A 25,641-nucleotide genomic window follows, 5' to 3' on the forward strand; every position below is an offset into this window, starting at 1 on the left:
TCCTTTCTCTTCAGTAGCTGATGATCCAGATGATGGAACCGATGATCAGCAGCATGGAGACCGTTTGCCGCACCGCCGAGAGCAGCGTGAGATTGCGCACCCTTTTTTCAAGCATACGGTACACGATGGATCGGATCAGCGGGAGACTGAACACGGTGCCGCGAACGACTCCAAACGTTGCCCCTGCCAGCAAGCTAAGCCACCATGGAGCAGCGAACAAGGAGACCAGGATATAAGCGTGAAAGAGGACGCCCACCTGCAATGTGATGAAACCCAAGCCCAGAATCTGGCCCCATAATGCCGCCGAACGGTACCCTGCATGCTTGATCCATTCGGAGGGAACGATGAAATTGCCGGATGGAAGAATCCCCGTTTTATGAATGAGCTCCAAGCCCAGGAGTATCGCAAACAGCACCACAATAATAGAGTTTTGATATAAACCAACAGGGGTTAATTCCAGCAAAAAATTGATGAATCCGATCGCCAGTCCGGTCATAGCGCCGCCCAGGGTACAAGACACGATGTACACCAGCGCATATTTGGATTTACTGACCTTCGTGCCCTCCAGACTGCCTAACACATTCAGCCCACAGGTGGTGTCGACACTGGCTACCGCGGCACAGACGGCAAATATAAAGAGCAACATCGACAGCAAGTCATGCCACCTCCCCATCATCCCTAGACATGAACCCTTCTTCATCTTATGTGTGACAGCCTGTCGATTATTTATACAAATATCCGATCCGCTGGGTATGCCGCTACATCGCTATCTCATTGAGAATAAAAGAAACCGTCCAAGGATAATCTCCAAAGACGGTTTTGATTTATGGAAGCATGCTCGATGATTTGGTTATGCGACTTTATGATAATCCGAGATATCAACCTCAAGCGGCATTTCGGCTGCGCGCGCTTTTTGGGCCGCTTTAAAAAATACGATAACCAAGATAACACTGATGACAGCACCCACGATATATGAAACATTCATGGACTGCCTGAACCCGATCTGCGCATTCAGAATATACACTGTCGTTGTGTAGAGCATGAAAGCACCCGGAATGAGGGCTACCCAGTAATTTTTTCGGGCAATGAACAGGTACATCGCACCGACAAACAGGGCAATCACTGCGGTGGCCTGATTGGCCCAGGAGAAATATCTCCAGAGAATATTGAAATCAATTTGCGTTAAGGCAATGGAAATGACAAACAAAGGAATGGCAATGACAAGGCGCCGCTTCATGCTGAATTGCGGCAGCTTGATATAATCGGCAATGATCATGCGCGCGCTCCGGAATGCGGTATCCCCCGACGTAATCGGCAGCACGATCACGCCCAGCACAGCCAATGTGCCTATAACGGCCCCTAACGTCACCTTCGCAACCTCGCTTACGACAAGACCCGTTCCGCCGGTTGCCAGAAGCTCGTTCAAGCCGTTGGACCCCTGGAACAAACTCATCGCCGCTGCGGCCCATACCATGGCAATAATCCCCTCGGCAATCATCATCCCATAGAAAATTTTACGTCCCTGCTTCTCGGTCTGTGTAGTCCGGGAAATAATCGGTGTCTGGGTAGCATGGAATCCGGATAAAGCACCGCACGTAATGGTTAAAAACAACAGTGGAAATATTGGCATGTTATCCGGATGCAAATTGGCTAATGTCAATTCCGGTATCGGTACCTGCTGTACAATTAGCATCCCGCCGACACCAAGAGATGCTATGAGTAACAGCGCGCCGAATATCGGATAGAAGCGGCCAATGATTTTATCGATAGGCAGCAGTGTAGCCAGAATGTAATAGCCGAAAATAAACAGGGTGATGATCCACAAACTGACTTTGCCGTTCATCAGATTGTGAAGCAGGCTGGCCGGTGAGGTCACAAAGACGGTACCTACCAAGACCAGCAGCAGAATCGCGAAAGCGTTCACAACATGCTTCATCACTTTGCCCAGAAACTTGCCGGCAAGCTCCGGCAGATGTGCTCCTCGATTGCGGATAGAAATCATACCTGTCAGGTAATCATGGACAGCCCCGGCAAAAATACACCCCAGGACAATCCAAATAAAAGCAACCGGTCCATAGAGCGCGCCCATAATGGGTCCGAAGATGGGGCCCACACCGGCTATATTGAGTAGCTGAATCAGCGAGTTTTTGTTCGAACCCATGGGTAGATAATCAACGCCGTCCTGATTGACATAAGCAGGTGTTGCCCGTTCTTCTTTAACTCCGAACATTTTTTCAATGTATTTTCCATAAGTGAAATATCCAATAACCAGCAGAATGATCGATATGATGAAGGTATACATGCCTTCGCCCCCTTTTACTGAAATCGCTTACATTGATTATAAGAAATTATCGAGATCAGAGGGCGATTTTGAAATAACATGTCGTCTAGACGCATTAAGATGTTCAAATTTAAGGTTATTATGCACATTAAAGGGCTCTCATGCAGTCTTCATTCACAACATGAGCGTTCCATCCTTAACACATCCACGTTTCATTAAAGCTCCAAAGCCTCTCGAAATGCCTTGGCATAATTACGGCTTACGGCTAGTTTGTCGCTGCACCCCTTCAGCTCAAGCTGGAATGCGCCGTTAAACCAAGGAACCAGGCTTTTAACATAATCAAGATGTACCACATAGCTTTTATGAATCCGGAAGAACGGATACTGCCGAAGCTTCGTTTCCAGCTCCTTGAGTGGCGTTTTAACATGATATTGCTTATCGACTGTGACGATCTTGGAGTATGCCTCCTCCCGTGAGATATAAATAATATCTTTCGGGTCTATGAACATAATTTCCCCATCCACATCCAACGACAGCTTGCCCGATGATTTGGAATGAGCGGGTGCTGTCGGGTCTTCCCTTCGTAATGATTGCTCAAGGCGCCTTACCGTCTCCGCCAGTCTTTCTTCGTCTATAGGCTTTAACAAATAGTCCAGCGCTTCGAACCTGAAGGCCTCTACACCGAATTGAGGGTACGCCGTGGCAAATACGATTTTTGGAGGGAGCTTCAATTCGTTCAAGGCTCTAGCCGTTTCAAGCCCGTTCATTAAGGGCATTTCAATATCCAGAAACACGGCTTCCGGCTTCAACTGCATGGTCTTTAACACCGCCTGTTCCCCGGAATCCGCTTCTCCAACGATCTCGAGTGTAGGATGCTGCTTCAGTAAATAGTTCAGTTCTTCACGGCTGTACCGTTCATCATCCACGATGAGTGTTCGAATGCGTTCGATCATGTGTAAGAAATCCCTGCCTTCATGAGTAGAGTTATACGTTAGCGGCTGCGGGAATCTGGAATTGAATTTCAGTCCCGACCGCTTCATCACTTTGGATGTTTAATGATGCATGGGGCCCATACATCAAGCCCAATCTTCTGTTCACGTTATACACAGCCATTCCCGTACCCGATGAAGAATCGAGCATTTGGCGCCCCAATAACCGAAGCCGTTCCGGCGTAATCCCCGTTCCATTGTCCTTGATCGTAACGAATACACCGTTAGCCGGATCACCCTGAATGCGGATAAGTATGACACAATCGTCTGTTTTGTTCCTGAAACCGTGGCGTATGCTGTTCTCTATTAATGGCTGCAAGGTCAGCGGCGGTACAAGCGCCTGCAACGCGGAATCCTCTACTTCATATTGAATTTGCAGCTTATCCTCGAATCTGGTTTGTTCAATGCTCATATAAGATCGTATATGCTGCAGTTCATCCTGAAGCGTGGCCTTCTCGGTGGTTGCGGCGGTCAAATTCTGGCGGATATAGTCCGATAGACTCCGCAGCAGCTTTCTTGCTTTCTCCGCATCAATCCGTGTTAGAGAGAGTATCGTGTTTAATGCATTAAACAAAAAGTGCGGATGAATTTGTGCTTGAAGCGTCTTGATCTCAGCTTCTCTGGCAAGTTCCTTGGTTTCCTCCAATTGAGCAGCCTCCAACTGGTAGCTTAACAGCATCGTAAGACCTGACATCAATTCTGTTGTAACGTGGGTAATATCCTTCGGACTTCGAAAATAGAACTTTAGTGTGCCCACGGTCTGACCGCCCTGTTTCAAAGGTCCGATGACAGCGGCTCCCAGCGGACAATCCGGCTTCTGGCACTGAATATGCGCCCGATCCGCGATCAGCTGCTCCCCTTGTTCAATGACCCGGCGCGTCACTTCCGTCTGCAGCGGACGACCTGCCGCATGATGATCATCCCCCGTTCCGACATGGGCCAGAATCATCCGATCATTCGTAATCGCAATCGCACTGGCATTGACTTCCTCGTAAAGAATCTGGCATACCGCTTCCGCGGATTGCGCATTCATCCCCTGACGCATATACCCAATGGTTCTGCGGGCAATCCGAAGAGAAGCTTGTGCCTGCTGAGCCGCTACCTTCTCCTCTTCATTCAATACGGATCGGATAATGAGCAGAAACAATGCACAACCGATTCCGTTTGCAACAATCATTGGTACTCCAATATAACCGACCAAGGACATCGCTTGTTCGAATGGTCTGGACAAAAGCAGGATGATCAGCATCTGAAGGGACTCTGCCAATGCCCCCATTAGAAGCGCAGCTGAGAAACGAACCAGCTCATTCTTTTTATGAAACAGGCTGGCCAGAAGACCTGCAAGTATGGTCGCGAGCCCACAGGCCAAACTCGTAAACCCACCTAATGTAAAACGGTGAAGCCCTGCAATCAGTCCTGCACCAAGCCCGATTCTGTAGCCTCCGAACAATCCGGCCATAACAACACCGACAACCCTTGAATTCGCAATCGCTTCGTCTCCGGAAACTTGCATCATCCATTTGTTGACTTCAAGGGATTCGGTGTTCACCGTAATTCCGGTATACGTCCCGATAATCCCTAAAATCCCGAAGACCAATATTGCCTGAATCTGTTGTACTGACGTCAGCTTGTCCTGACTTATCATCGATCGGAAGAACCTCAACCGGGTTACGATAAATGCAATCGTCACAATAATTCCAATCCGCTCGGTCATTGTAATCAGCAGTTCAAACATGGCGTCACCCCGCAATCTGACTTTGAATCACTAAATCGTCACGAATAGATTCCTTAAGAAGTTTACCGTAAACCTGGCAATACATACTAAATTATCATGGCAGAGGCTCAAAAAACAACAAAAAACCTCCCGCTTCAATTCGTTCTAAAGCGGAGGTTGTTAAACTCCATACCATCCTATTCGTTTGAGCGTCTCTCGTTTATATGGATATCACCTGAAGACCGGCTTTCTCCATTCCATGTAAATACGATCGCTGAACCCTTTTTCCTCTGCATTTATCTCGGATTTGCGTTCAATCTCCACGAATCCTAATTTCTGATATAACGATAGCGCGACCTGGTTGCTGTCGGTCACTTCCAGAACATAACGCTTGTATGGCAGCTCCTCTTTGACATGCTTTATTAAAGCGGTGGAAACGCCTTTGCCGCGTGCTTTCGTAGTAGTTGCCACACATTCGATATAACCCGTTTCCTCATCATAAGGCAGTGCCGGGTTAAATTCGTTCTTCATGACGTTATATGCAAGCTCCCCTGTCTTATCTCCAAAAGCCTCCTGAAGCGGAGCTAACTCGACCGGCATGGCCCGCTGCCTATGATGGGAACAGGCTAAAATCCCGATAATGACGCCCTGGACCTCAGCCACATAAAACACCTCAGGACTGAACAGACTCCGGAAGGCTTTCTTTAACGTGCTTCGATCCTCGGTGAAATAGGACAGTTCGTTATAATACCCATCAACAAACACTTCCGCCACTTCCTCGCGAACGTCTCGTTCATAATCTGCCATTCTTCTAATCGTAATGGAGTACATCATGTTCTCCTCCTGTCAAAAATGTAATCTGCGCTTCATATCCTTTCGGAATCCCTTATCTGCAATCAGACACATCCCGCCGAACGTTAATAAGGCATATACGGCCGTCGCAACGGCTGTCCATAATACGTGCGACATGCCGACGGCATATAGTAATAAGGGCACAAACCCAAGCAAGATCAGGGTTAACAAGTAACCTGCGAACTCACGCCAGCGCATTTTTCTGGTGCAGCATATAACGGTAATCAGAAGGGTTGCCGCCATCATCAGGAACGGAATGACGTAACCGGTCGACCAGTAATTCGTACCCGCTGCCACGTTAAGCCATAGCAGCATGCCGGACAGCCCGAGCAGTTGTACGACGATTTTGCCGCCGAGGTGCGACTTGGACATCAAGGTATGTCTGATGAACAGCCATGCATAGAGCATGCAGGGCATGAGGTACAGACTCCACCATACTTCGTGATCTCCCAGAATATTTATAAGTAAAGATAAACCGATGACAGACACTGCAATGAAGGTAAGCCACTTGGATAACAGACTGCTCGCACGCTGCTCCTCTACAGCCTCATAGATGGGGTACCAGGAATTCCCTGTTGATGGTGCATCGCCCTTACCATGTAAATTTCTCCGGCATAAGGGACATGCTGCGTGCGCCGGGTCTACGGATACCCCACAGCTCTTGCATCTCATGCGCCCATCCCCCAATCATTGCTGACAATCCTTATATCCAACCCGCTTAGGCTGGCAAGCTGGCGAAAAAAGTGCCTGATCACATCGCTCTCGACGATATTCCTGGCAAAGGTGATGGTAAGCTGGTCATTGATCGAACTGACGGCACAGTTCATTGGACTCTTGGCCGTAGGATACATCGTAGTTTCCATTGATTCGATATGCGCAGCCATACTCGCTGGGATATCGACTCGGCCCAGATTGGTAAGCGTAAGCGTTTTGGCTTCTTCACCGTAAAGGTCGAACCCATAACGAATCGCCAGATCCTTCAATTTCAGCGGCGTGAATCGGGATATCAGGTTTTTCTCGTATTTCATGCTGCCGGCCATCGCTTGGGTTAGATAAGACTTCGTCGTTTTCTCTTTCATCTGTGCATGCACCAAACCTTGTACCTCATCTAATGTCATGCCTTCCTTCATCTGTACGCCTATGTTAATGACCGCAAAAAAGTTGCGCAGGCTGCTCGAAGGAAATATTTTACGCAGGTTCACCGGCATGCTGATCACAATCGGCCGGTTATCGTTGTTGAAGGGCAACGTCGTCTCATAAACCGCCATAATCAAAATCGCTGTCAGGTAAGCGGTGAGCGTTACTCCCTTCTGCTTGGCCGCCCCATTCAGCCACGAGGCGTGAATCATGCCGTGGATGACGTTGTGTCCATACGGCGAGAATCGGGTACCGGGAATTTGCAGGGCCTCCGGCATTCTGGAATCGGCCGTGGCCGATGTATAATGAGCTTTAAAGCTGTCCTGTGCCTCGGCATAGCGAGCAAATGAAGCTGGCGGCAAAATCAGACCTTCCTTGTCCTCTACGTTTTCGCCGAGCAGATATAAATACTGGAACACCAAGGTTTTGAGAAACTCCAGTGCCCCCCCCCCGTCTGTTAGCGCATGAAAAATCTCCACGCTAATCTTGTTGCCATGATATAAAACCCTCACCAAGCTTCCGCCCTCAGTCGAGAGAGCTGCAGGTGCACAAGGATAGGTGGATTCCGGTTCCACCATCAAACGCGTCTCCTTCTCCCGCAGAAATTTCCAGAACAGGCCATTTCTAAGCTCGACGTTTAATAGAGGGAATCTCTTCATTACGCTATCGAGCGCCTGCTGCAACACCGATGGCTCCACATCACTTGTCAGCATCATGGACAACCGGTAGGTTGATGAATTCTCCCTTCCTGCAACGGCGGGAAACAGCTTCCCGGCGTGGTCAAGTTTATACCATTCTTCCATCTGTTGCTCTCCTCATTTCTATTAGAACTCCCACTCAGCTGCAATTAACAGGTTTACCTTATGTACGTGGCAATGCCACTTTCACTCAAGCTTCAACCGCAGCCGATACCAAGATGGCATGCCCCTCTTCATGTAAAGGCCGCTTATCCGCCATTGAAAATCGCTTCATCAGCGATGAGCGGGTATGTATTAACATCATGGGAACGAGTAATTCCGTTCTTCGATCAATCCGGTTCTTGCCATCCGGGTGCATCACGGATAACAGCATTCGCAGATAGGACGTGGTCAGCTTCTGGAACAAGTCCGGTTTCATCGCTTGATGCTCAAAACCAAGACCGTGCGTTAATCCACGGTGCAGCAAAGTAATCCCAACCAATGCGCTGACCTCGCTGAACTCGGACCGATCTTCATATGCACGGCTAATCTGCAGCATGGACTTTCTTGCAAGTCTTGCTATTTTCAAAGCCGCACGATCCGGCCCTTCCGATCGGATTAATTTGAGAATCGTTTCATTGTCCAAATGCAGCTCGCCTACCAAATCTCCATTCTGAATGACCGTTGAGTCCTCGCAGACGATGCGCTCTCCTCGATGCTTCTTAATCATGACTGTGCATATGCCAAATCGCGAGATATGCGAGCTGCGGAACCTGGAAATGAAGCTGAAGATACGTTCCCACATCATCCAGGAGCTTTGCATGACGGTTTTAAGTAATTTTCGCAGCAGATGGAACACCTCACTATTTTTTAGTTTGAAAATGTCATTCCATGATTCTCCAAGAGTTATCCGTTAATTTCATCATAAAGAAGATCTGCACAAGTTCACACCGTCTCAGGTACAGAGTTGCTCTCGGTCTCAAGACGGAGATGCGGGTCAAAACAGTTGCTGGCTAGTGACTTTGTATGCAAATCAAAACAACCTTTGGTCTGCACCAAAGGTTGTTCTGCCTTAACGCTTATATCATCAACTCATTAGCCTCTCTCTGTCCCAGAGTGCTCCGCTTTCCCTATCAATCCATAATAAAACAAGCGATCGATATCACGAAGCATGGTAGGACTCGCTTGTGTAATGAATCCCGGTCGTGCCAGCGCCTCCTTAAACACTTGAATATAAAACAATGCCGCATCTATCGAAATTTCTGGATCAATAAAACCCTCCTGCTTGCCTTGCTCAATCAATTTCACAAAAAAGGGAATCGTTCTCTCCTTGTAAAATGCCTCGATATACTCTTGAACAGACGGTTCATTGCTGATTTGAATAAAATCCGAGTTAATCTGATCCATGCTATTCATTCGTCCCCTCAGCAACAACTCCAATTTCTCCTGAAAAGGGATGGGCTTATCGAGCAGCTGCTCATACTCGTTCATGATATTACTCATATAATCGATATACGTCATCCGGATAAGCTCTTCCTTGCTGCCAAAATAATTATATATGGAGACGGGGGACACGCGGGCGTGTTTGGAGATTTCTGCAATGCTTGTCTTTTCAGCTCCGTATTTCCTGATCAAATCGAAAGTTGCCTTCATAATCTGTTCTTTTTTCTTCACTGTGCGGAGTTGATAACCGTTCATATACTCACCTCTCGGATAAAACTATACGGAATGTTTTGTAATAATGCAATTCATATATTTCAAAAATATCTTGATCATTTCTTCTTGAAGGAATATTATGAAATATATGAGTGATTTTATTACAAATCATACAAAGGAAGTGTGATTATGAACCGTATTCCTGGACCCGACTCCGCCCTTGGCTGGAGGATCAATATGTTTCATTTCATCCGCAGTCCGTTCGAATTTCAGCAAACATTATTTGAACAGTATGGTAAGCTCGCTGCCCTGGGGAAAAGCCACAAGCCTTCATCTGTCTTTGCGTTTGGACCCGATCTGAACCGTCAAATCCTATCCAATCCGAACTTTTTCGAGATGAGCACGGCTCTTGTCAAAATACCCAAAGACACCGTAATGGGGGATTTATTCTATCATAATCTTCTATTGATGAGCGGCGAAAAGCACAAACAGCACCGTCGCCTGATCCAGCCCGCCTTTCTGCATGGGCAAATTGAAAAATACGGTCAGGACATGGCATCCATAACGGAACTATTGGCAGACGAATGGAGAGGACGTACCCGGATTGACATCAACACCGAAATGAAAAAGTTAACGCAGCGCATCGCCCTTAAGACATTATTCGGTGTTCATCATACTGAAATGATGGACTCCATGGGGATGCTGATCAATCGGTTTACGAAGTCTTTTTTGCTTACCACCCTCGCTCCCATTAATCTTCCCTTCACACCATATCGTCGATCTCTTCGTATTGCACAACAGCTTAATACTCAAATTCGGTCCATGATCCATGAGAAGCGGCAGGAGTCAGATGCAACGGATGTGCTAGCCGCACTAATTAGAGGACATGATGAGGATGATTTTGCATTATCGGATAAGGAATTAGTCGGGCATGCATTCTCAATCTATACAGCTGGTCATGAAACCACTGCAAATGCGTTGACTTGGACATTTTTTCTGCTGATACAGCACCCGGGCATTTATGCGAACGTAATGGAGGAATTAAACGCCGTGATGAGTGGAAACCATCCGACTCGGGAGGAACTGAGCCGACTCTCCCTGCTGGACCATGTGGTTAAAGAGAGTCTTCGTTTACTTCCTCCAGCAAGCATCGGCACCCGCATTACGGCTGCGCCTTGTGAGTTGAATGGTTATGCCCTTCCGGCGGGAACGAATATCTTTTTTAGCCAATTCATTACCCATCGTCTCCCGGAGCTTTACGAGAGTCCGAATCAATTCAAACCGCATCGATGGGAGACCATTAAACCTTCCGCATACGAATTCTTACCATTCAGCGCAGGGCCTCATATGTGTATAGGCTGGCACTTCGCCATGCAAGAACTTAAGATTGTCCTTGCTGTTCTTCTTCAACGATATCAATTTTCATTAGTCCATAATGCCAAAATCACACCGAATCTGATGATGCGACCCGTTCACGGCATGCCTCTACGTATAACTTTGAAGAACGGCAAATTTGAACGGGTTGACGTACGTGGTACCATTCATCGGCTTATCGAATTTGGAGTAGATCCTGCTCCCCTTCAAAAATAATAACCTGCCACGTCTCTGACATCGGTTCTAATCGATTTTTTTCGTAATATTAAAAAGTAAGCGCTTCATATTGACGCAAAATGTTTGCTCACAGGATAAGCAAGCCATTGTAACTGCCGTAGAGTCCATTAGGTTTACATCATACTGACAAGGATGTGACTACAAAAATGCTTTCACATTTACGTAGGTGCGGGCTTTTGTTGCTGGCGGCAGTTCTGATTTCTACAATCTGTATCCCGCCTCCCCACGTTAAGGCAGCAGCGTTAATTACTATTGATTCTCATCAGGACGGACAAACGCTTCAACCGGGTGTGGCTGAGTTATCCGGAACCTACTCCGGCGTGTATGAACTTCAGCTCATCGTTAACGGTGCATTTGTGACGGATGTTCAGATGGATGACCCGAATGGCGATGACAGTGGATCTTGGTCCTACAAACTGGATACAAGTCAGTTGGACGGTCCCGTCGAAATGGTCCTTAAAGGAAATGATGCGGTTACGCGTTATGGTATCTGGTCCCCTTGGATTCACCTTAATATCGATAATCCTGCAGCTCATATCCCGGAAGTGCAGATTACCAGCCCAAGCGAGCATACGTTGCAGCGCAACAAAATGGATATTCACATATCTGCAGCGGGTAAAAATCCGATAGCCCAAGTTGAGCTCCGCATCAACGGAGGCGATTGGCTGCAGGTCTCCCCTGCCAAAAACGGATATAAATATACATTCGATTCGCGTCAATCCCCTCACCAGGTTCACAGCCTGGAGGCAAGAGCAACCGATTCTTACGGCAATACAGGCTATAGCCTTACGGTCTATGCAAGAACAGGGGGGATGCCTCCGGCTAACCAAGGCAAACATCCCGCGACGGTTACGGATGCTGTCTATATGGATCTTGCCAACTCAACTCCCGTTAACGTAATAAATGATGTATACGATCCCTCCGCGACGAATCCTGAAACGGTGACCAGCAACGCCTATGACCCGGACCCGCTGCCGGATCAGGATCGTGCGATCTGGATCTGGGAAAATGCTTCCTACCCACTAGTACTGAATCCAAATTCCCGAGCGACCCTCTCTTCCATGGCAAAGGATACAACCACCTTTAATCAACGTCCGATTACAACGCTTTATTTGGCTGTAGGGCAATATGACGGAGCAAAAATGCTGGAGGATCATCGAAGTGAGGTTCAACAATTCATCGAGTGGGCTCACTCTCAAGGTTTCTATGTTCAAGCGTTGATCGCCGGCGGCACCTCCCCACCTTACTTCGGAGCCTATAGTCGGTATCAGACTCAAGCCGTAAGAGAATTTGAGCAAATCTTGAATTACAATTTGGCTTCCGGCGAAACGGCTCGCTTTGATGGCGTGAACCTGGATACCGAACCGTATATCCTGCCGGATTTCAAAACAGCAAAGCCTTCTGTTCAGATTCAGTACCTGGATATGCTGCAGCTTCTGATGGAACGTAAACAGGCATCGGGCCTTACCTTGTCCGTCGGCGCGGCAATTCCAAGATGGTACGATACTTCTGCTGACGCCAGCAATATCTCATGGAACGGAAAGACGAAATGGCTGTCTGAGCATATTCAGGACACGGCCGATTATATCTCGATCATGAATTACCGCGATCAAGCCGATGGCAGCGCCGGCATTATCGCACAAGCGCTAAACGAGCTGGCTTATGCAAATACGATCGGCAAACCGAAGTCGGTTGTGATCGGAGTCGAGACGAAAGACATCGCCGATGGCGGGGATCCGGAAACCATCAGCTTCCATGAAGAAGGTCGAACTTATATGGAGCAGGAGTTAAACAAGGTTTATGATGCTTTTCTGAACGATTCAGCGTTTGGAGGCATTGCTCTCCATCACTACTCCTCGATCGTTGATTTTCCAAGCGAATGGGGACCTGGCGGATACGCTTGGCAGCCTCCTGCTGACCATGAACCACCAAGCACGGTCAGTGGAGCAACAGCGGCCACGTTTGATTTTCAACGGATTAATATTACTTACAATATGGCGATGGACAACACCGCAGTAAATGCATATCGGATCTACCGCGGTACCGAAGCCGACTTTGAGATCGGGCCCGCTACTTACGCCGGAATCTCTAAAGGACTTTCATATAAAGATACCGGGCTGCTGCCGAACACCACCTATTATTATAAAATCACGGCGGTCGATATCAGCGGCAATGAAGGAGCTCCCAGCGCGGCTGCCTCAGCAACAACAGCGCCATCCACAATGAAACCGATGGTCATTGATCAGATGACCATCACCTATTCTGCCGGTATCGCCAGAGTAACCATGCAGATGGTCGATAAGGAAACAAGGCTGCCTGTTTTAGCCAAAATCAGCGGACGGTTCACCCATATGGCAGGCAAATATGTTAATGCCGCGACAACTGCGGACGGCGTGTTCCAATCGCAGTCTGAGCTCATCTCCGTATCCAGAGGCGAGATCGGCTTCCTGCCACGGCGCATCATGGCCGACTCCTATTACTGGGCCAGTGCTTATGACCAACTCCCGTACCCGACGGTGATATGGGAGCCTTGAGACTCAGATATGCAGCGATTCAGAATACAGCAACACGTATGCAGATCATGCCTCCGAGATCCCTGTTGCCCCCAGATTTCTTAAGATCCTATGACAAGGTTGAAATCAGGGGACAAAGGGGACCGCTTTGCTTCTACAGCATGATTCCGCCTTCTCCGTTGGAGAAAGGAAACCAGACAAAAACCTCTCTTGATAATGAAGGTGTATACAGCCACATATCAAAGAGAGGTTTTCTTGTTTTATAAAAAATCTACTTAAGTTGTACAAATATCATTCATGTTAAGGCAGCGTGTTCAAGAATGGTTTCACTGTTTTGGCAAGCGTGTAATTCGTGGTCGTATCCCAGTTAATGGACCAAGTCATCGCTCCCCGTATATCGGGGTATTTAGCAACGGGTTTATAACTTCCACAGCTGTTTCCGGTTGCCAGACAATTTAGGGCATTATTTACGACGGTTGGAGAAACATATCCGCCTCCAGCTGCTGCTGAGGTAGCAGGCACTCCTAATCCCAATTGGGAAGGTGATACCCACTGCAGCGTTAAGTCCGAAAGAGCCGTCAGGAAATCAACCGTGCCTTGGGAATAGCATTTACCGTCACGGCCAAGCATGCATCCAGAATTATAATACTGGACGTTAATTACCGTTGTCATATCCTTCAGATTGTTATAAAGCTGCATATAGGAGGTGTTTGGATTCTGCATGTCTATCGTTTGGGGAGCCATCGTCAGAACAAAATCATTTCCTACTTTTTGCTTCAGTTGGCGGATCGCATTGGTTAAATTAGGTACATTCATGCCATGCTCCAGATCGATGTCTATCCCATCAAGCCCAAATTGAGTGATGATGCCGTGCATGCTGTTCACAAAGTTCGTTACATTCGGGGATGGATTATTCAAATTAATGTTCCCCAATTCCCCTCCAATGGATATGATGACCTTCTTGCCTTGAGCGCGTTTGGCCTGAATATCCGCGATCAGTTCGGCATTCGTGTACCCGCCAAGGGCTGCGGATAGCGCAGAATCTACAGTGAAAGTGACACCACCAGGGTTAGCAGGATCCATCTCGGCAAACGCTAACACAATGATGTCGTACTGATCCGGTATATCTCTCACTTTTAACTTGCTCGCACCATTAACAAAGTTCTGCCAGTACCCTGTCAATATATGCTTCGTCGGCTGGGGGGCTCCTGTTCCTTCTGAAGTGGTTGCATTCACGATCGCACTGGCAGGAGAAAGGTTGCCGGCAGCATCCTTAGCAATGACCTTAAAAGAATATGTCGTGTTCGGTGAAAGACCCGTTATTGTCGCTGTCGTACCAGCAACAGAGACCGCAAGGGACGTGCCTTGGTATACATCATATCCAGTCACGCCTACATTGTCTGTAGATGCCTGCCAGGATAAAGTAACGCTTGAAGAAGTGACTGCGCTTACAATTACATTCGTAGGCGTTGTCGGGGCTGCAGTATCATTACCTCCACCACCTTGAACAAACTGCCACAATGCAGGCACATTGGGCGGTTCCCATCCGGGTAATGAGGTATGAGCTTGAATAGCCTTATATGCTTTCCCATCGTACGTTACGTTGTCGTTAACGGCATAAGATACATTGGGTGCCCAAGCACCCCGATCTGCTGCAGACACCTCAAGTGGAAAAAAGTTCAACACCAAAGACACGACAACCAATAAAGGCAACATCATCACTCTCGATTTGTCCAGCACTCTAAATAAACCCTTTTTCATCCATTAATCCCTCCTCAAAAAATAAATTGATCATTCAGCTTCAGCCTAACTTGCGTAAGACGACATCACCTCCTTTATGAAATTTCCTTGTTAATTCTCTGATTCCAGATCGATGTATTTCACTTACTCAATTATGATTCATTCTTATATGTAAAAAATTTACTTTATATGTTAATTATTATCAATAGCTCGGAAGGATCAATCTGTGTATGTAAGAAGATTTTCAAACAAGATATGCCTAAGACTAGGCAACACAAAAACAACCGTCCTCCTTGTAATGTGTTCAGGAGAACGGCCGCTTTGATCATTGTATGTAATGTTGTACTGACCCAACTCCTCGAGAAGCTGCACTACGCATGCGATCATGCTTCCGCCTTCTCCGTTGGGGTTTGTAAAGCATGTGCCACGCGCCAGCATTTGGTCTATTCGCCATTAGGTAAACACCCAGCTCGTGAGTTGAGTTCACAGTGTAATGCATGCCTTACGATTTATTTTCAAATTTTCAATATCCGCATCAACAAAATATCGCCCCTTTACCGCATGTTCATCAAAACCCAAGCAATGCCTGGCGACTTCATATCGATAAAACTGCAATAGCTTTGCAGCGTCTGGAGTTCTCCATGTGAACGGGAGCAACACTTCATCTCATTCCATAATATTATTCAAAAAAAGACCAATCACACGATCGTCCCATACCTGTACTTCTATATATCGTTCTGGTCCTTGATCCCCGTCTTTATTCCATTCTTGCGGCCAACCATATTCGTCTACCAATCGGAGAATTTCGTTCTTTAAGTAGACCTTCCCTCTGTAAGGCTTGTCGTCTTTAAAGCGCATCGTGGGAAATAAGTCACCATAAGTAAAACTAATCATCTCGGGATCAACATCATCGAGGGGAATCTTAACTTCCCTCCCGCTCTGATACCACTGCTTAATCCATTCGCAAGGGCCAAGTGTCATGTAATGTGGATATTTATTTGTCGGCCGTCCACCCTTGGCTATAAATAGATCTCTGGCACGCGATTCTAATCCGCGTCGGATTACGATATAATCATCCCCGCGTTTACTCGCAAACATATTATTATTTTGTTGGAGCCTTCTCTGTACTTGCTTCGCTTCTTCGATAGATAGTGCAGACAGATTTCGAAAGGGACCGGTTGCTGCATCATAATAATGATATAAGAATAATTCCACGGCTTCTTCCTTTCCTCGATTACAGCGATATTATTTCGCTCGTAGATTTAAAACCCACTTATGTTTCTCCGAAGTCTCCGAGACTTCAAATATCAGCCCGTCCATGGTCAACTTACCCTGATTCCATTTTAATCTGGATACTTGTACTTGTTGATCTGTTGACTGCAAATTTATAGAATGATCTGGAATCTCCATCTCAATCTCAACATCATTTATTATTCTGACCTTGGATTTATGAGAAGAAATAACAGGAACTCCACTTCCATAAATCATGTAGAGACCATATTTTTGATTGTTTTCTTCATAAAAATACACCCCCGTACCCCTTGCCTCCCACTCCCGATTTTCAATAGCCGTCCATATTACATATTCATTCTTCATCCATTGATTAACATGAAATAATAAAAACACGGAAAGGACGACAACAAGGATAAGTAATAATTGTTTTTTCATAGGCTACTCCACATTATTAAATAGGGAACTTCTTTCGTATATCACGACTTGTGATTTAACGATTTTCACTCGCGATTCTCTCCTTTTCACCCTCGATGTAGTCATATACTTTTGAAATCTCATCTTCGTAGTTTTCTTTAATCTCAAAATACGGGACATCTGATGCTAAACACTTTTCACGGAATGCATCATGCTCCAGTATATAATCAGAAATGGTTCTTTCTTCAGGATAGGTACGTGTTTCGATTGCATTGCGATGTTGAATGATGTTGGATTGGAAGTTTTGCTGGATGTAGGTGGTTGAAAAACCCAAGAATACCGGTATGATGTGGGCTGAGTAGGATGGCTCGATATCTTGAAGATGGTGAGGCAGGATGTAGCAGCCTTCAATGATTAGATTCTGGTTATTCTCTATGTTCGTCTTGATGATCTCTTTGAGGATCGGCCATAATTTTTCACCGATAAACTCTGCTGAATCCAGGGGGGTGAAACCGCAGTTCATATCCGCTCTGTATAAGCCCATTTTCAAATGATCGATCGAAAGATATGGAACGTGATACCTCTCGAGCAATTGTTGAGCCATATAAGTCTTACCCGTGCAGCTGTTCCCGCTGATTAATATGATCATATTCGTTATAGTTCTCCTTTAAAGGCATTGGCATTGACTCGTTAGGCAAGTCAGCCCCGTAATGGCCAAGATACAGCAGGGATATTTCTAAGCCATGAATGCAGTTGTTAAATCCCCTATAGTCTGTTGGCATTATTAAATCTGTGTATTCCAAATTCCTTAAAATCTGAAGAAACTATTGATTCCCGAAGAGGACATAAATTCGGTGTAAACCTTAATTCAATCCCCTTGCTTATAAGTCTCTCAACCAGTCTATCAACCTTCTCTATCCCCACTGGCTTTACGGTTTGATAAGAAATATAATAGCCTGCAGTCTTATCGAAAACTTCAAACCCCTCGTCTTCAAATTGGTACTTGTACAACGTTTGTTGATCGATTCTTGCGTACCAATCATTTTCTACAGTTACGATAATGTCAGCCAACGTGTCGTTAAAAAACAACTCCCGGTTTCTGTCACTGATATCCTCTGTTCTTCTACATACAATTCGCGGACAATCCCTTGGGAAGTAATATGAGAATTCATGTTCCGCATCTATTGCCCAAACCACTGCCGGAAAGTTCGGTCGGTTCTGTTTTTCTCGTGGGATGAAGATTTCAATATCCGCCTCTTCGCTAAAATGAAAAAGCACTCATGCACCTCATTTTATATATGTATTTCAGTAATTTCGTATACTTTAATCACTTACTAAACGCGTAACAGTTTCACTGACTCAGGTCTTCTGGCAATCCGCCTAGATACATCTCCATAGCATTCGAATAGGTTTCTAGTGTTTGAATAATGACTGGATGGGGCTGTGCGTAATTAATCTTATAATCCTTCTCACCATATTCTTCCCTAACAGGAAAGGCTAATTTCTCCTTATCTATTGAAAACTGCGCATTAATGCCTTCCTTATTTCCTCTTGCGTCTAAACGTATCCACCTGTCATGCTCCCTCAAATACACAGTATTCAAAGCATGCAAACAGTACCCATCCTCGGGTTTATCGAATAAGGTTAACCTTTGATAACAAATGCCTGAAGGTATACCCATTCCTCGCAGTATTCCTGTCAACAAATGAGATTTCGCATAGCATATGCCATGTCCTTTGTTCAATACTTCAGAGGCCTTCCTTGTTACTTCTTCGTTTTTAATATCAAAAGAATGATCAATCTGATCGCGCACAAATTCAAATGCTGCCTGTATTCTTTCGATTTCAGTCTCTTCTGTAAAAGATAGGATCACAGCTTGTATTTGAGCATCAAAATAATCAATATACTCAGATGCCTGCAAATAGGCTTCCAATTGTGCTAACTGCTTCATTATTTCTCCCCCTAGTCGTATAACAGAAATTCCCCGCCTAACTTCTATCGTATTCACGACGTTCAAGAAGCTCAAACTTCGTATCGACAGGCATTCCTTTTTATTACAGATATTTTTTGAATGCTCTACTTGAATTACCGTCATATCCCAACCTATCGTAAAATTCATGAGCCTCAGTCCTTGAACTTCCACTTGTAAGAAATATCTTTAAACAGTTCTTCTCGGCGCATAAACCTTCGATATATTTCATTAATTCTGAACCATATCCCTTTCCTTGTTGTGCTCTTGAAATAATAACTCTTTCTACAACACCAAACGGCCTGGACCCCACTAATGCGTCCAAGCAGAGATGCAAATGAGCAGTTCCCACAATCTTTTGCTCTAGCTCGTAGACGAATAAGAAGCTATTCGGATTATTTTGGACTTCACTTATTCTTTCATTTGACACATATATTTCAGTGTTGCTAGGTAATAACTCCTTATATAATTCCTCGATTTGTTCTGCATCTTTTGGTTCCGCTTCTCGAATCATTGTTTTTCTCCTTTCCTTTCTTAAGCTGATTTCATATAAAGTTTCCATGTTTACGACGTCAACCCAACTTTAAGCGAACGTAAGTGAGCGGCCGTGATGGGTTGGATGGTACGGGCGTGTCCGCTCAGATTATTACCTGAACGATCCATATCTTGAAGCGGACCAAGAGGTGAACCTTGTGTTATGTGTAGCCAGTAACCTCATTAAACTCTCCACACATTGCTCTTAACAGTTTTATTTAGGATTAGTCTAACAACTTCTTCTGTTCCTATATGGTCCGTTTCAATATGTTCTAGAAATCTGCTATCCCTAAATGCAAGTAAACCAGCTTCTGTATGTGTCTGATACCACGTTCCAAATTGGTCACCACGCTCTTCAATTCGCTTTTTGATTGTGTCTTCAGACGCAATGAGACAAAAATGAAAAACATCATCAAAACTTTTAAATCCATTTAATATGTATTCGAAATGATCAGCTTTATAAATCGTCATCGGAACAATAAGATGTTTCTTATACTTATTCATTAATTCATGAGCTGTCTTAACCGTGAGGATTCTCCATAATTCCAGATCCTGGAAATCATCAGTTCGTTCTTCTTCAAATCTAGTTTCTTCGTTAATGATATTTCTTAACATGTATCCTATTTCTTCAGGATCATAAATCATGCTATTTGAGATTAAGGATTGAAGCATGTTAGCTGCCGAAGTCTTGCCAGAGCCGAATGTACCATTAATCATGATAATCACATAATCACCCCCATAGGTATGGATTTATATCTACGAATGGATAAGTTGCTAGCTGCTCCCCCCTTTACCCCAAAAACCTATTAATCTTCATTTTAATACCATCCGGTCTTTGTCTCTCCATGTTTATAAATTCTTACTACATCCGGGTCGTAATTAACTGGAGTATCTGAAAAACAAAACCATATTGGAGCTTTTGATGTTGGAAATATAGTCGCATCTCTTACTGCCTGACCCTTTTATTGGATTTTTAAATTTTCAATATCCCTATCATTTATTACACCAAACGTTAGCGAAACAAGTTCTTCATTTCCTGATATCTCAGTTGGTAAGTTTGTGAATGCTCTTGTAAGGATATGCTCGGTTTCATTAAAATGTTTACTACCAAACCCATAAATCCACTGATATTTTGATCTTTTCTTGGTTGCTATGCCAACCGACAAAATATCTTCTTCACCGTAAAAAACAATGCTGTATCCTCTATTCTCAGTAATATAATATATTTCATCATACACAATGTTTGAATTAACCATCGCTACTTCTATTGATGCGTAGTCATTTGGTCTATCCTTTTGAAAAAGAAATATCAATGCTATCAATAAAATAAGAATTATAAATATACTTACCTTAATCTTCAGATCGTTCACCTCTTTATGGCGTACACAACTTCTCGGAGATCTATAATCCAACTAAGTACCCACTCGACTAGTCATAATGTGATCAAAATTTTCTTGTAGTTAATCGGAATCTTTGAAGCTGTTAAGTTGTGGGATGATATACACTCATGGTCTTCCGGGAATAGATTGTATTTTCCTGATTCTGTTTTCAGACCAGTAGCCCCCTAGCGGTCAAAGCTCGGCCCTCAGCCGAGGCCAGCGTGAATATTACGTTATCGGAAGTCTATGTCCTCATCGAAATTTCAACACATTCCTTTACTGTTCTTTCAAGAATATCAATGACTTCTTCAAATTCAAGAATTTCCAACTCTTGTTCTTTCGCCTCATCTTTCATTGCAAAGTCATTTTCTAATTCCTTTACTAATTCTGGCAGGTATCTATAATCAATCTCTTCTATCTCGATGGACTTGACTTCCATCGGTCTATATTCAATGGAATAATAATCAATCAATTTTCCATTGAGTCTCCAAAAATCTCTATAATACTTTAACTGCGCTTCTTTCTTATCCGGTTGAGGCAACCACTTTATTTTCTTGTAATAAATTTCTTCAACCCATATAACATCAGATATTAAATGAAAAAAGTAACCTAGATAAAATGGTTCTCTCATATATCTCAGATATTTCTCATGAAATCCCAAATAATCGGCAAATATTTGTCCTTCATTATTGGTCCTTACGAAATGAGAAATAGTTTTAGGGGTTTTCATATTTTTATTCACATCAGGAGCAATGCCACCTAAGAAAAATTGATCATCATCAACCTTTAATTCTTTAGCAAGACGGGCAGAAATACAATAATGCATGATTCTAGATCCCATGTTATTCTCCTTTGCATAGAGTTCTCATTACGTTCTTGTATCTAAAGAATGTCACATTCATAAGCTACTCTCAAAATCATTTCCTTATTACTCTTTACTACAATCAGTTTTTCTTTATGTTTTTCCAGCATCTCAAGTATCTTTTTCTTATTATCCGCATCAAATTTGCTATTCCATTTCAACATTTCGATTAACCCTTTTAAGGTTTGTTGGTATTTAGATCTCTCCAGTTTTGTTCTCTGTTTGATAAATCTAGTTATAATTCTAAATGCTCTATTCATTGGTCTAGGTGATAAAAAGATAATTACATCTGCTTCTTCGAAGCTTCGTCCCAACCACTTGTGATATACCCCTTCAATTCCACTGTTCTTTATTTATAATGTCTTCAAGTATTTTATACCGGACCTCCGGCGAATTTTTCCCACTCAATTCGACTGCACCATTCCACATAACATCATCTAATTCAAAGAAAGGAATATGTAATCGTTTGGAAATCTCTCTAGCTAAATATGTCTTTCCACTTCCTGTCGATCCAATAATATGGATCTTCATATGAGTGAACTTCATAATTCCCTCCCTTATACTTAATAGAGTTTCTCTTATCTAAGCCTCCCAGATCTTCCGACCGCAATGCGGTTAGATGCTGCAAGGTTGTCAGCATGGTTCTTCTTCTAGAAAATCTTCGGGCGGACCAAAGGACTCGACAGCAGCCCGCAGCGTGAATGCTGTGTTAACTGATGCGTGTACTTCTTCGAGATACCTAAAAATAGTACGTATATAAACCTTAGACAATATCGTAGGTTTTCAACATGATCATTGGTCGATTTATATCACTTTTGAAATACTGCGAGCAATTCTCCTAGCTTTAGCTACAATTTAAACCTTTGCTTAATCATACTTGCGACTTCCTCTGGCTTCAAAGCTGCATTGTTTATTTTCATGTAATTTTCTCTTTTGATTTCACCATCAAGAGTGTTCAACCGGTGCTGGGCCATTGAATTTAATAAATTACCTTCAGAGAAATCAATATCTCTTTTTGTAGGTTTATGTTCAAGTCTATTCGGACTTTTATTACGCTCTAGTCTTATGTCATTGTCCGCCTCAAGTTCAACAAAACAAACTACTCCACCTTTTGATTCAAAAATATGACAAACTTCATCTACATACTCCCAATCTGCAAGGCTGTCAAATGACCAAAGGAAAGTAAAAATCAATCCGTTTAAGTCACTATTAGCTACTTCTTCAAATATGGCTTTACGGATTAACCTCACCAACCTCTTTCCAGGTGCAGTACTATAACTAAAAAAAGGGGTAACGAACTCAATACTCATATGGTTATGAAAAAGCTTCAAACCTGTAATTTTTTCAAGTTCCTGACCTACTGTCATTTTACCAACTGCTTGTGGTCCAAAGATTAAAACGAATATCATAGTAAGCAACAACTCCATCCGTTTTACTTTTTAGAATCGTCAATTGAAATAGCCTCACCAATTGTCATTTCCCCAGTTTCAACTAACGTTCTCGAATTCACGACGTCCGACGAAGTCGGATATGTCCGGCTGCCACTACTCCTTGCAAGTATCATCTGTTGGAATGAGGGCGAATGTACCGATGCTTGAAAATGATGTTAGACTAACGCTTCGCTGTTCTACTCACGAATGATCTTATGTCTATTAATACGTGTTTAATACGCTATTTATATTGGTTTTCAAATACCCAAAATACTCTTTCCAGGTTCACTTCTTTTTCCAATTGTGTTATCATAATTTACAAAGAAGACGAGTGCGGGAACACTCGGCTGAACAATTGGCTTGGATGGTTTATTCCCTTCTAAGCGATCAGAATAAAGACCCACCTTCGGCGCTAACCTTGGGGTGGGTTTTTACTTTCTCTTGTTGTTCGAATTGATGTATGTTAAAAGTGCAAGGATAAACGATCCAAACAGAAACATGATCGTCAACGCATCTTTAATTTCCATGGCTTCACCTCCTTTCGAAGGGAAACCATGCCCACCCAAGATTCAATTGTCTTTCCTTATTATACCATCATCTACTAATGAGATGAAGAACGATTGTTCGGTTTTTTTACTCAATCTTACATCCGTTGATTTCATCTAACGTTGTAAGTATTCACGAACCCGAAAGGCTTAAAGGAGCGAATGCGACTATTGTGCGGCATGAATTTCCGATTACTCCATATCCACGAACTTCGCAAATCCCCATCGCAATGAGAATCCACGAAGTTCATAGACACTACTGAGCTCACTCCATTTACCGAAACTCTAGATTCCCACCATCACATTCCCGCCACACACTGGAATATATGCCCCGGTAATAAATGACGACAAGTCCGAAGCCAGGAATGCCACGGCATTGGCAATCTCCTGGTCCGTTCCGCGGCGCTTCAATGGAACGGAGGCCTCATAGGAGGCGCTGTGCTCGGTTCCGTTCTCCCGATCGCGGTCGCTGATCGTCCAGCCCGGCGCGACCTGGTTGACGGTGATCCCGTGCTCGCCGATCTCTTTGGCGAGCACGCGGTAGACACCGTCCATGCCGCGTTTTCCCGCAACATAAGCCGATTGGCTCGGGAAGTTTTGGATCGAACATTCGGTATTGATCCCGATGAACCGGCCGCCTTGACGCTCGATCATGGCAGGAACAAAAGCTTTCGCCAGGTAGACGCTTTGCATGACGCAGGATTGGAACTGACTCTCATAATCTTCCGGCGCTTGCTGCAAGACGGATGTCCATTGATAGGATTCGACGGCATTGGCAACAATGATATGGGGCAGCACGCCGAAGTGTGCAAGCACCGCATCCCGCATGGCATTCACGGAAGCTTGATCCGTCACATCGGCTTGCACCGGGAAAGCCCGTCTTCCCATCGACTCTACTTCGCGCTGAAGCTCTTCTGCCTTGGCTTGGCTCCCCCGGTAATGGATAACCACATCCGCGCCGCATTCCGCCAAGGTTCTGACCATGACACGCCCTAATTGGCCTGCGGCTCCTGTAATTAACGCAATTTTATCCGTCAAATCCATCTTCATTGTTCATTCGCTCCTCTACCGTTTGACTGGTTATTTTCGCCTATCATACCATAATCACCTACCGCCAGACATGACAAAATAAGACCAGAATCGAACTCCTGGTCCTCTGCCTAAACCTATCATAATCTATCTAATCCACGGATCACGGATCCTCTTCTAAACTTGCCAACCTAAACCTTAAGGTTCAAAACCCTTCTGGCTCACAAACAACTGCTCCTCCGGAAACTCCCGGCTAAATCGATCGTAGACCGTTCGATAAGCAGCGGGGTCGTACCATTCCTGCTCCCCAAGCTCCTCGTACAGAGCCTGAACAGGCAGTCTTTTCGTACGTTTCCCGCCACTGCCATCCCCCATGAAATAATCGTCGATGCACACGCGATGAACGAGCGGCCGCAGGATCTGCGGGAAAGCCTCCGTGCTCGGAAGCACGGGGGCAATAGCTGCCTGAGCGGGAATCCCCGCGTCCCTCAGCAGCTCGAGGGTTTTCAGTCTCGCTTGGATCGGCGGCGCTGACGGCGTAAAATGCTTGCGTATCTCCTCGCGGTCCGTCTCGACCGTCATGCTTACCCGCACGCGTTCTCCTAACTGCTGCAGCAGATCAACATCCCGCCGGACCAACGGACTGCGCGTCTGTACGAGCAGAAAATCCGGCGGTTCGCTGACCATCACCTCAAGCAAAGCGCGAGTCACTTCTTCCTTGGCCTCAACCGGCTGGTAAGGATCGGTGCTGGAAGACATGAAAATCGTGACAGGTCCCTTGGACTTGGCACGCTTCAGTTCTTTTCGGAGGATAGCAGCAGATTCAACCTTAACGTCAACCCAGCTTCCCCATTCCTGATTCCGGAATATCGATACCGGCATTTGCCGGACATAGCAATAAGAACAAGCGAAGGTGCAGCCCGTATACGGATTCAAGGTATGGCTGTATCCATTCAGGAATCCCGTTCCTTTATTGAGCAGGGTCTTCGGCGTTTTGTAGAGCACTTCTTGTTTCACCTGGGACACCCCATTCCTACACTTTCTTCTATTATACTATTTCTCTCCTCACATCCCAT

26 protein-coding genes are annotated in these 25,641 nt (G+C 44.9%); 2 read left to right on the top strand and 24 right to left on the bottom strand.

The window, feature by feature from the left end; translation table 11 throughout:
* Positions 1–10: 10 nt before the first annotated feature.
* From MKY82_RS19700 to MKY82_RS19740, 9 genes are all read right to left on the bottom strand, one after another.
* Positions 11–646, bottom strand: a complete 636-nt coding sequence (locus MKY82_RS19700; protein WP_339296698.1) for a hypothetical protein — start codon at positions 644–646, stop codon at positions 11–13.
* Between the two features lie 204 nt (positions 647–850).
* On the bottom strand, positions 851–2,302 hold the full coding sequence (locus MKY82_RS19705; RefSeq protein WP_194543271.1) for a carbon starvation protein A: 1,452 nt from the start codon (positions 2,300–2,302) through the stop codon (positions 851–853).
* A 194-nt stretch (positions 2,303–2,496) separates the two neighbouring features.
* On the bottom strand, positions 2,497–3,234 hold the full coding sequence (locus MKY82_RS19710) for a LytTR family DNA-binding domain-containing protein (protein WP_194543272.1): 738 nt from the start codon (positions 3,232–3,234) through the stop codon (positions 2,497–2,499).
* Positions 3,235–3,265: 31 nt separating this feature from the next.
* The gene (locus MKY82_RS19715; protein ID WP_339294187.1) at positions 3,266–5,005 is read right to left on the bottom strand and encodes a sensor histidine kinase; all 1,740 of its coding nucleotides are present in this window, start codon (positions 5,003–5,005) and stop codon (positions 3,266–3,268) included.
* A gap of 210 nt (positions 5,006–5,215) precedes the next feature.
* The gene (locus MKY82_RS19720; RefSeq protein WP_339294188.1) at positions 5,216–5,818 is read right to left on the bottom strand and encodes a GNAT family N-acetyltransferase; all 603 of its coding nucleotides are present in this window, start codon (positions 5,816–5,818) and stop codon (positions 5,216–5,218) included.
* A 12-nt stretch (positions 5,819–5,830) separates the two neighbouring features.
* Positions 5,831–6,508 carry a DUF6320 domain-containing protein gene (locus tag MKY82_RS19725; RefSeq protein WP_339294189.1) on the bottom strand — a complete coding sequence of 226 codons (678 nt, stop codon included), beginning with the start codon at positions 6,506–6,508 and terminating at the stop codon, positions 5,831–5,833.
* Complete coding sequence (locus tag MKY82_RS19730) at positions 6,505–7,776, bottom strand: alcohol acetyltransferase (RefSeq protein ID WP_339294190.1); 1,272 nt, start codon at positions 7,774–7,776, stop codon at positions 6,505–6,507. Before MKY82_RS19730 ends, MKY82_RS19725 begins: the two co-directional genes overlap by 4 nt.
* A gap of 85 nt (positions 7,777–7,861) precedes the next feature.
* Entirely contained in the window at positions 7,862–8,458 is a 597-nt protein-coding gene (locus tag MKY82_RS19735; protein ID WP_233354987.1) for a polysaccharide deacetylase, read from the bottom strand.
* Between the two features lie 287 nt (positions 8,459–8,745).
* Positions 8,746–9,348, bottom strand: a complete 603-nt coding sequence (locus MKY82_RS19740) for a TetR/AcrR family transcriptional regulator (RefSeq protein ID WP_194543276.1) — start codon at positions 9,346–9,348, stop codon at positions 8,746–8,748.
* Between the two features lie 147 nt (positions 9,349–9,495).
* On the opposite strand from MKY82_RS19740, the gene MKY82_RS19745 reads away from it, so the two are divergent.
* Both MKY82_RS19745 and MKY82_RS19750 read left to right on the top strand, forming a co-directional pair.
* Positions 9,496–10,896 carry a cytochrome P450 gene (locus MKY82_RS19745; protein ID WP_339294191.1) on the top strand — a complete coding sequence of 467 codons (1,401 nt, stop codon included), beginning with the start codon at positions 9,496–9,498 and terminating at the stop codon, positions 10,894–10,896.
* A gap of 197 nt (positions 10,897–11,093) precedes the next feature.
* A complete protein-coding gene (locus MKY82_RS19750) occupies positions 11,094–13,451 on the top strand; it encodes an Ig-like domain-containing protein (RefSeq protein WP_339294192.1) in 2,358 nt (785 codons plus the stop codon).
* Between the two features lie 279 nt (positions 13,452–13,730).
* Here MKY82_RS19750 and MKY82_RS19755 read toward each other — a convergent pair whose 3' ends face one another.
* The 15 genes from MKY82_RS19755 to MKY82_RS19825 all read right to left on the bottom strand — a co-directional run bounded on the left by MKY82_RS19755 (position 13,731) and on the right by MKY82_RS19825 (position 25,582).
* Positions 13,731–15,191, bottom strand: a complete 1,461-nt coding sequence (locus MKY82_RS19755; protein WP_339294193.1) for a glycosyl hydrolase family 18 protein — start codon at positions 15,189–15,191, stop codon at positions 13,731–13,733.
* A 645-nt stretch (positions 15,192–15,836) separates the two neighbouring features.
* On the bottom strand, positions 15,837–16,385 hold the full coding sequence (locus tag MKY82_RS19760) for a hypothetical protein (protein ID WP_339294194.1): 549 nt from the start codon (positions 16,383–16,385) through the stop codon (positions 15,837–15,839).
* A gap of 30 nt (positions 16,386–16,415) precedes the next feature.
* Positions 16,416–16,838 carry a hypothetical protein gene (locus tag MKY82_RS19765; RefSeq protein ID WP_339294195.1) on the bottom strand — a complete coding sequence of 141 codons (423 nt, stop codon included), beginning with the start codon at positions 16,836–16,838 and terminating at the stop codon, positions 16,416–16,418.
* A 55-nt stretch (positions 16,839–16,893) separates the two neighbouring features.
* Complete coding sequence (locus MKY82_RS19770; protein ID WP_220684805.1) at positions 16,894–17,466, bottom strand: 2-phosphoglycerate kinase; 573 nt, start codon at positions 17,464–17,466, stop codon at positions 16,894–16,896.
* A gap of 116 nt (positions 17,467–17,582) precedes the next feature.
* A complete protein-coding gene (locus tag MKY82_RS19775; protein WP_339218036.1) occupies positions 17,583–18,095 on the bottom strand; it encodes a DUF6886 family protein in 513 nt (170 codons plus the stop codon).
* 73 nt (positions 18,096–18,168) lie between these two features.
* Positions 18,169–18,768, bottom strand: coding sequence for a transglutaminase family protein (locus MKY82_RS19780; RefSeq protein ID WP_339218037.1), 600 nt, complete (start codon positions 18,766–18,768; stop codon positions 18,169–18,171).
* 103 nt (positions 18,769–18,871) lie between these two features.
* Positions 18,872–19,300 (bottom strand): GNAT family N-acetyltransferase, encoded by a 429-nt coding sequence (locus tag MKY82_RS19785; protein ID WP_339294196.1) that lies wholly within the window; start codon positions 19,298–19,300, stop codon positions 18,872–18,874.
* Positions 19,301–19,503: 203 nt separating this feature from the next.
* Complete coding sequence (locus MKY82_RS19790) at positions 19,504–20,037, bottom strand: AAA family ATPase (protein ID WP_339224527.1); 534 nt, start codon at positions 20,035–20,037, stop codon at positions 19,504–19,506.
* Between the two features lie 245 nt (positions 20,038–20,282).
* The gene (locus tag MKY82_RS19795) at positions 20,283–20,732 is read right to left on the bottom strand and encodes a hypothetical protein (RefSeq protein ID WP_339294197.1); all 450 of its coding nucleotides are present in this window, start codon (positions 20,730–20,732) and stop codon (positions 20,283–20,285) included.
* Positions 20,733–20,943: 211 nt separating this feature from the next.
* Positions 20,944–21,540 carry a hypothetical protein gene (locus MKY82_RS19800; protein WP_339294198.1) on the bottom strand — a complete coding sequence of 199 codons (597 nt, stop codon included), beginning with the start codon at positions 21,538–21,540 and terminating at the stop codon, positions 20,944–20,946.
* 41 nt (positions 21,541–21,581) lie between these two features.
* The gene (locus MKY82_RS19805; protein WP_339294199.1) at positions 21,582–21,875 is read right to left on the bottom strand and encodes a hypothetical protein; all 294 of its coding nucleotides are present in this window, start codon (positions 21,873–21,875) and stop codon (positions 21,582–21,584) included.
* Positions 21,876–22,409: 534 nt separating this feature from the next.
* Positions 22,410–22,970: an AAA family ATPase gene (locus MKY82_RS19810; RefSeq protein WP_339218041.1), complete on the bottom strand. Its 561-nt coding sequence runs from the start codon at positions 22,968–22,970 to the stop codon at positions 22,410–22,412.
* Between the two features lie 452 nt (positions 22,971–23,422).
* On the bottom strand, positions 23,423–23,518 hold the full coding sequence (locus MKY82_RS19815) for a putative holin-like toxin (protein ID WP_220091170.1): 96 nt from the start codon (positions 23,516–23,518) through the stop codon (positions 23,423–23,425).
* Between the two features lie 303 nt (positions 23,519–23,821).
* Positions 23,822–24,586: an SDR family oxidoreductase gene (locus MKY82_RS19820; RefSeq protein WP_194543289.1), complete on the bottom strand. Its 765-nt coding sequence runs from the start codon at positions 24,584–24,586 to the stop codon at positions 23,822–23,824.
* Between the two features lie 177 nt (positions 24,587–24,763).
* Positions 24,764–25,582, bottom strand: a complete 819-nt coding sequence (locus tag MKY82_RS19825; protein WP_339294200.1) for a radical SAM protein — start codon at positions 25,580–25,582, stop codon at positions 24,764–24,766.
* Positions 25,583–25,641 lie beyond the last annotated feature (59 nt).

It is taken from the genome of Paenibacillus sp. FSL W7-1279, from assembly GCF_037969845.1.
Lineage (GTDB): Bacteria > Bacillota > Bacilli > Paenibacillales > Paenibacillaceae > Paenibacillus_AQ.

Bases quoted from the DNA above. Each gene is read 5' to 3' on its own strand.
- MKY82_RS19790 (WP_339224527.1), bottom strand. From the start codon at position 20,037: ATGATTAATGGTACATTCGGCTCTGGCAAGACTTCGGCAGCTAACATG.
- MKY82_RS19720 (WP_339294188.1), bottom strand. From the start codon at position 5,818: ATGATGTACTCCATTACGATTAGAAGAATGGCAGATTATGAACGAGAC.
- MKY82_RS19755 (WP_339294193.1), bottom strand. From the start codon at position 15,191: ATGAAAAAGGGTTTATTTAGAGTGCTGGACAAATCGAGAGTGATGATG.
- MKY82_RS19785 (WP_339294196.1), bottom strand. From the start codon at position 19,300: ATGATTCGAGAAGCGGAACCAAAAGATGCAGAACAAATCGAGGAATTA.
- MKY82_RS19710 (WP_194543272.1), bottom strand. From the start codon at position 3,234: ATGATCGAACGCATTCGAACACTCATCGTGGATGATGAACGGTACAGC.
- MKY82_RS19810 (WP_339218041.1), bottom strand. From the start codon at position 22,970: ATGATATTCGTTTTAATCTTTGGACCACAAGCAGTTGGTAAAATGACA.
- MKY82_RS19705 (WP_194543271.1), bottom strand. From the start codon at position 2,302: ATGTATACCTTCATCATATCGATCATTCTGCTGGTTATTGGATATTTC.
- MKY82_RS19800 (WP_339294198.1), bottom strand. From the start codon at position 21,540: ATGGGATCTAGAATCATGCATTATTGTATTTCTGCCCGTCTTGCTAAA.
- MKY82_RS19735 (WP_233354987.1), bottom strand. From the start codon at position 8,458: ATGATGTGGGAACGTATCTTCAGCTTCATTTCCAGGTTCCGCAGCTCG.
- MKY82_RS19725 (WP_339294189.1), bottom strand. From the start codon at position 6,508: ATGAGATGCAAGAGCTGTGGGGTATCCGTAGACCCGGCGCACGCAGCA.
- MKY82_RS19715 (WP_339294187.1), bottom strand. From the start codon at position 5,005: ATGTTTGAACTGCTGATTACAATGACCGAGCGGATTGGAATTATTGTG.
- MKY82_RS19700 (WP_339296698.1), bottom strand. From the start codon at position 646: ATGTTGCTCTTTATATTTGCCGTCTGTGCCGCGGTAGCCAGTGTCGAC.
- MKY82_RS19780 (WP_339218037.1), bottom strand. From the start codon at position 18,768: ATGAAGCAGTTAGCACAATTGGAAGCCTATTTGCAGGCATCTGAGTAT.
- MKY82_RS19745 (WP_339294191.1), top strand. From the start codon at position 9,496: ATGAACCGTATTCCTGGACCCGACTCCGCCCTTGGCTGGAGGATCAAT.
- MKY82_RS19730 (WP_339294190.1), bottom strand. From the start codon at position 7,776: ATGGAAGAATGGTATAAACTTGACCACGCCGGGAAGCTGTTTCCCGCC.
- MKY82_RS19770 (WP_220684805.1), bottom strand. From the start codon at position 17,466: ATGATCATATTAATCAGCGGGAACAGCTGCACGGGTAAGACTTATATG.
- MKY82_RS19820 (WP_194543289.1), bottom strand. From the start codon at position 24,586: ATGAAGATGGATTTGACGGATAAAATTGCGTTAATTACAGGAGCCGCA.
- MKY82_RS19740 (WP_194543276.1), bottom strand. From the start codon at position 9,348: ATGAACGGTTATCAACTCCGCACAGTGAAGAAAAAAGAACAGATTATG.
- MKY82_RS19815 (WP_220091170.1), bottom strand. From the start codon at position 23,518: ATGGAAATTAAAGATGCGTTGACGATCATGTTTCTGTTTGGATCGTTT.
- MKY82_RS19765 (WP_339294195.1), bottom strand. From the start codon at position 16,838: ATGAAAAAACAATTATTACTTATCCTTGTTGTCGTCCTTTCCGTGTTT.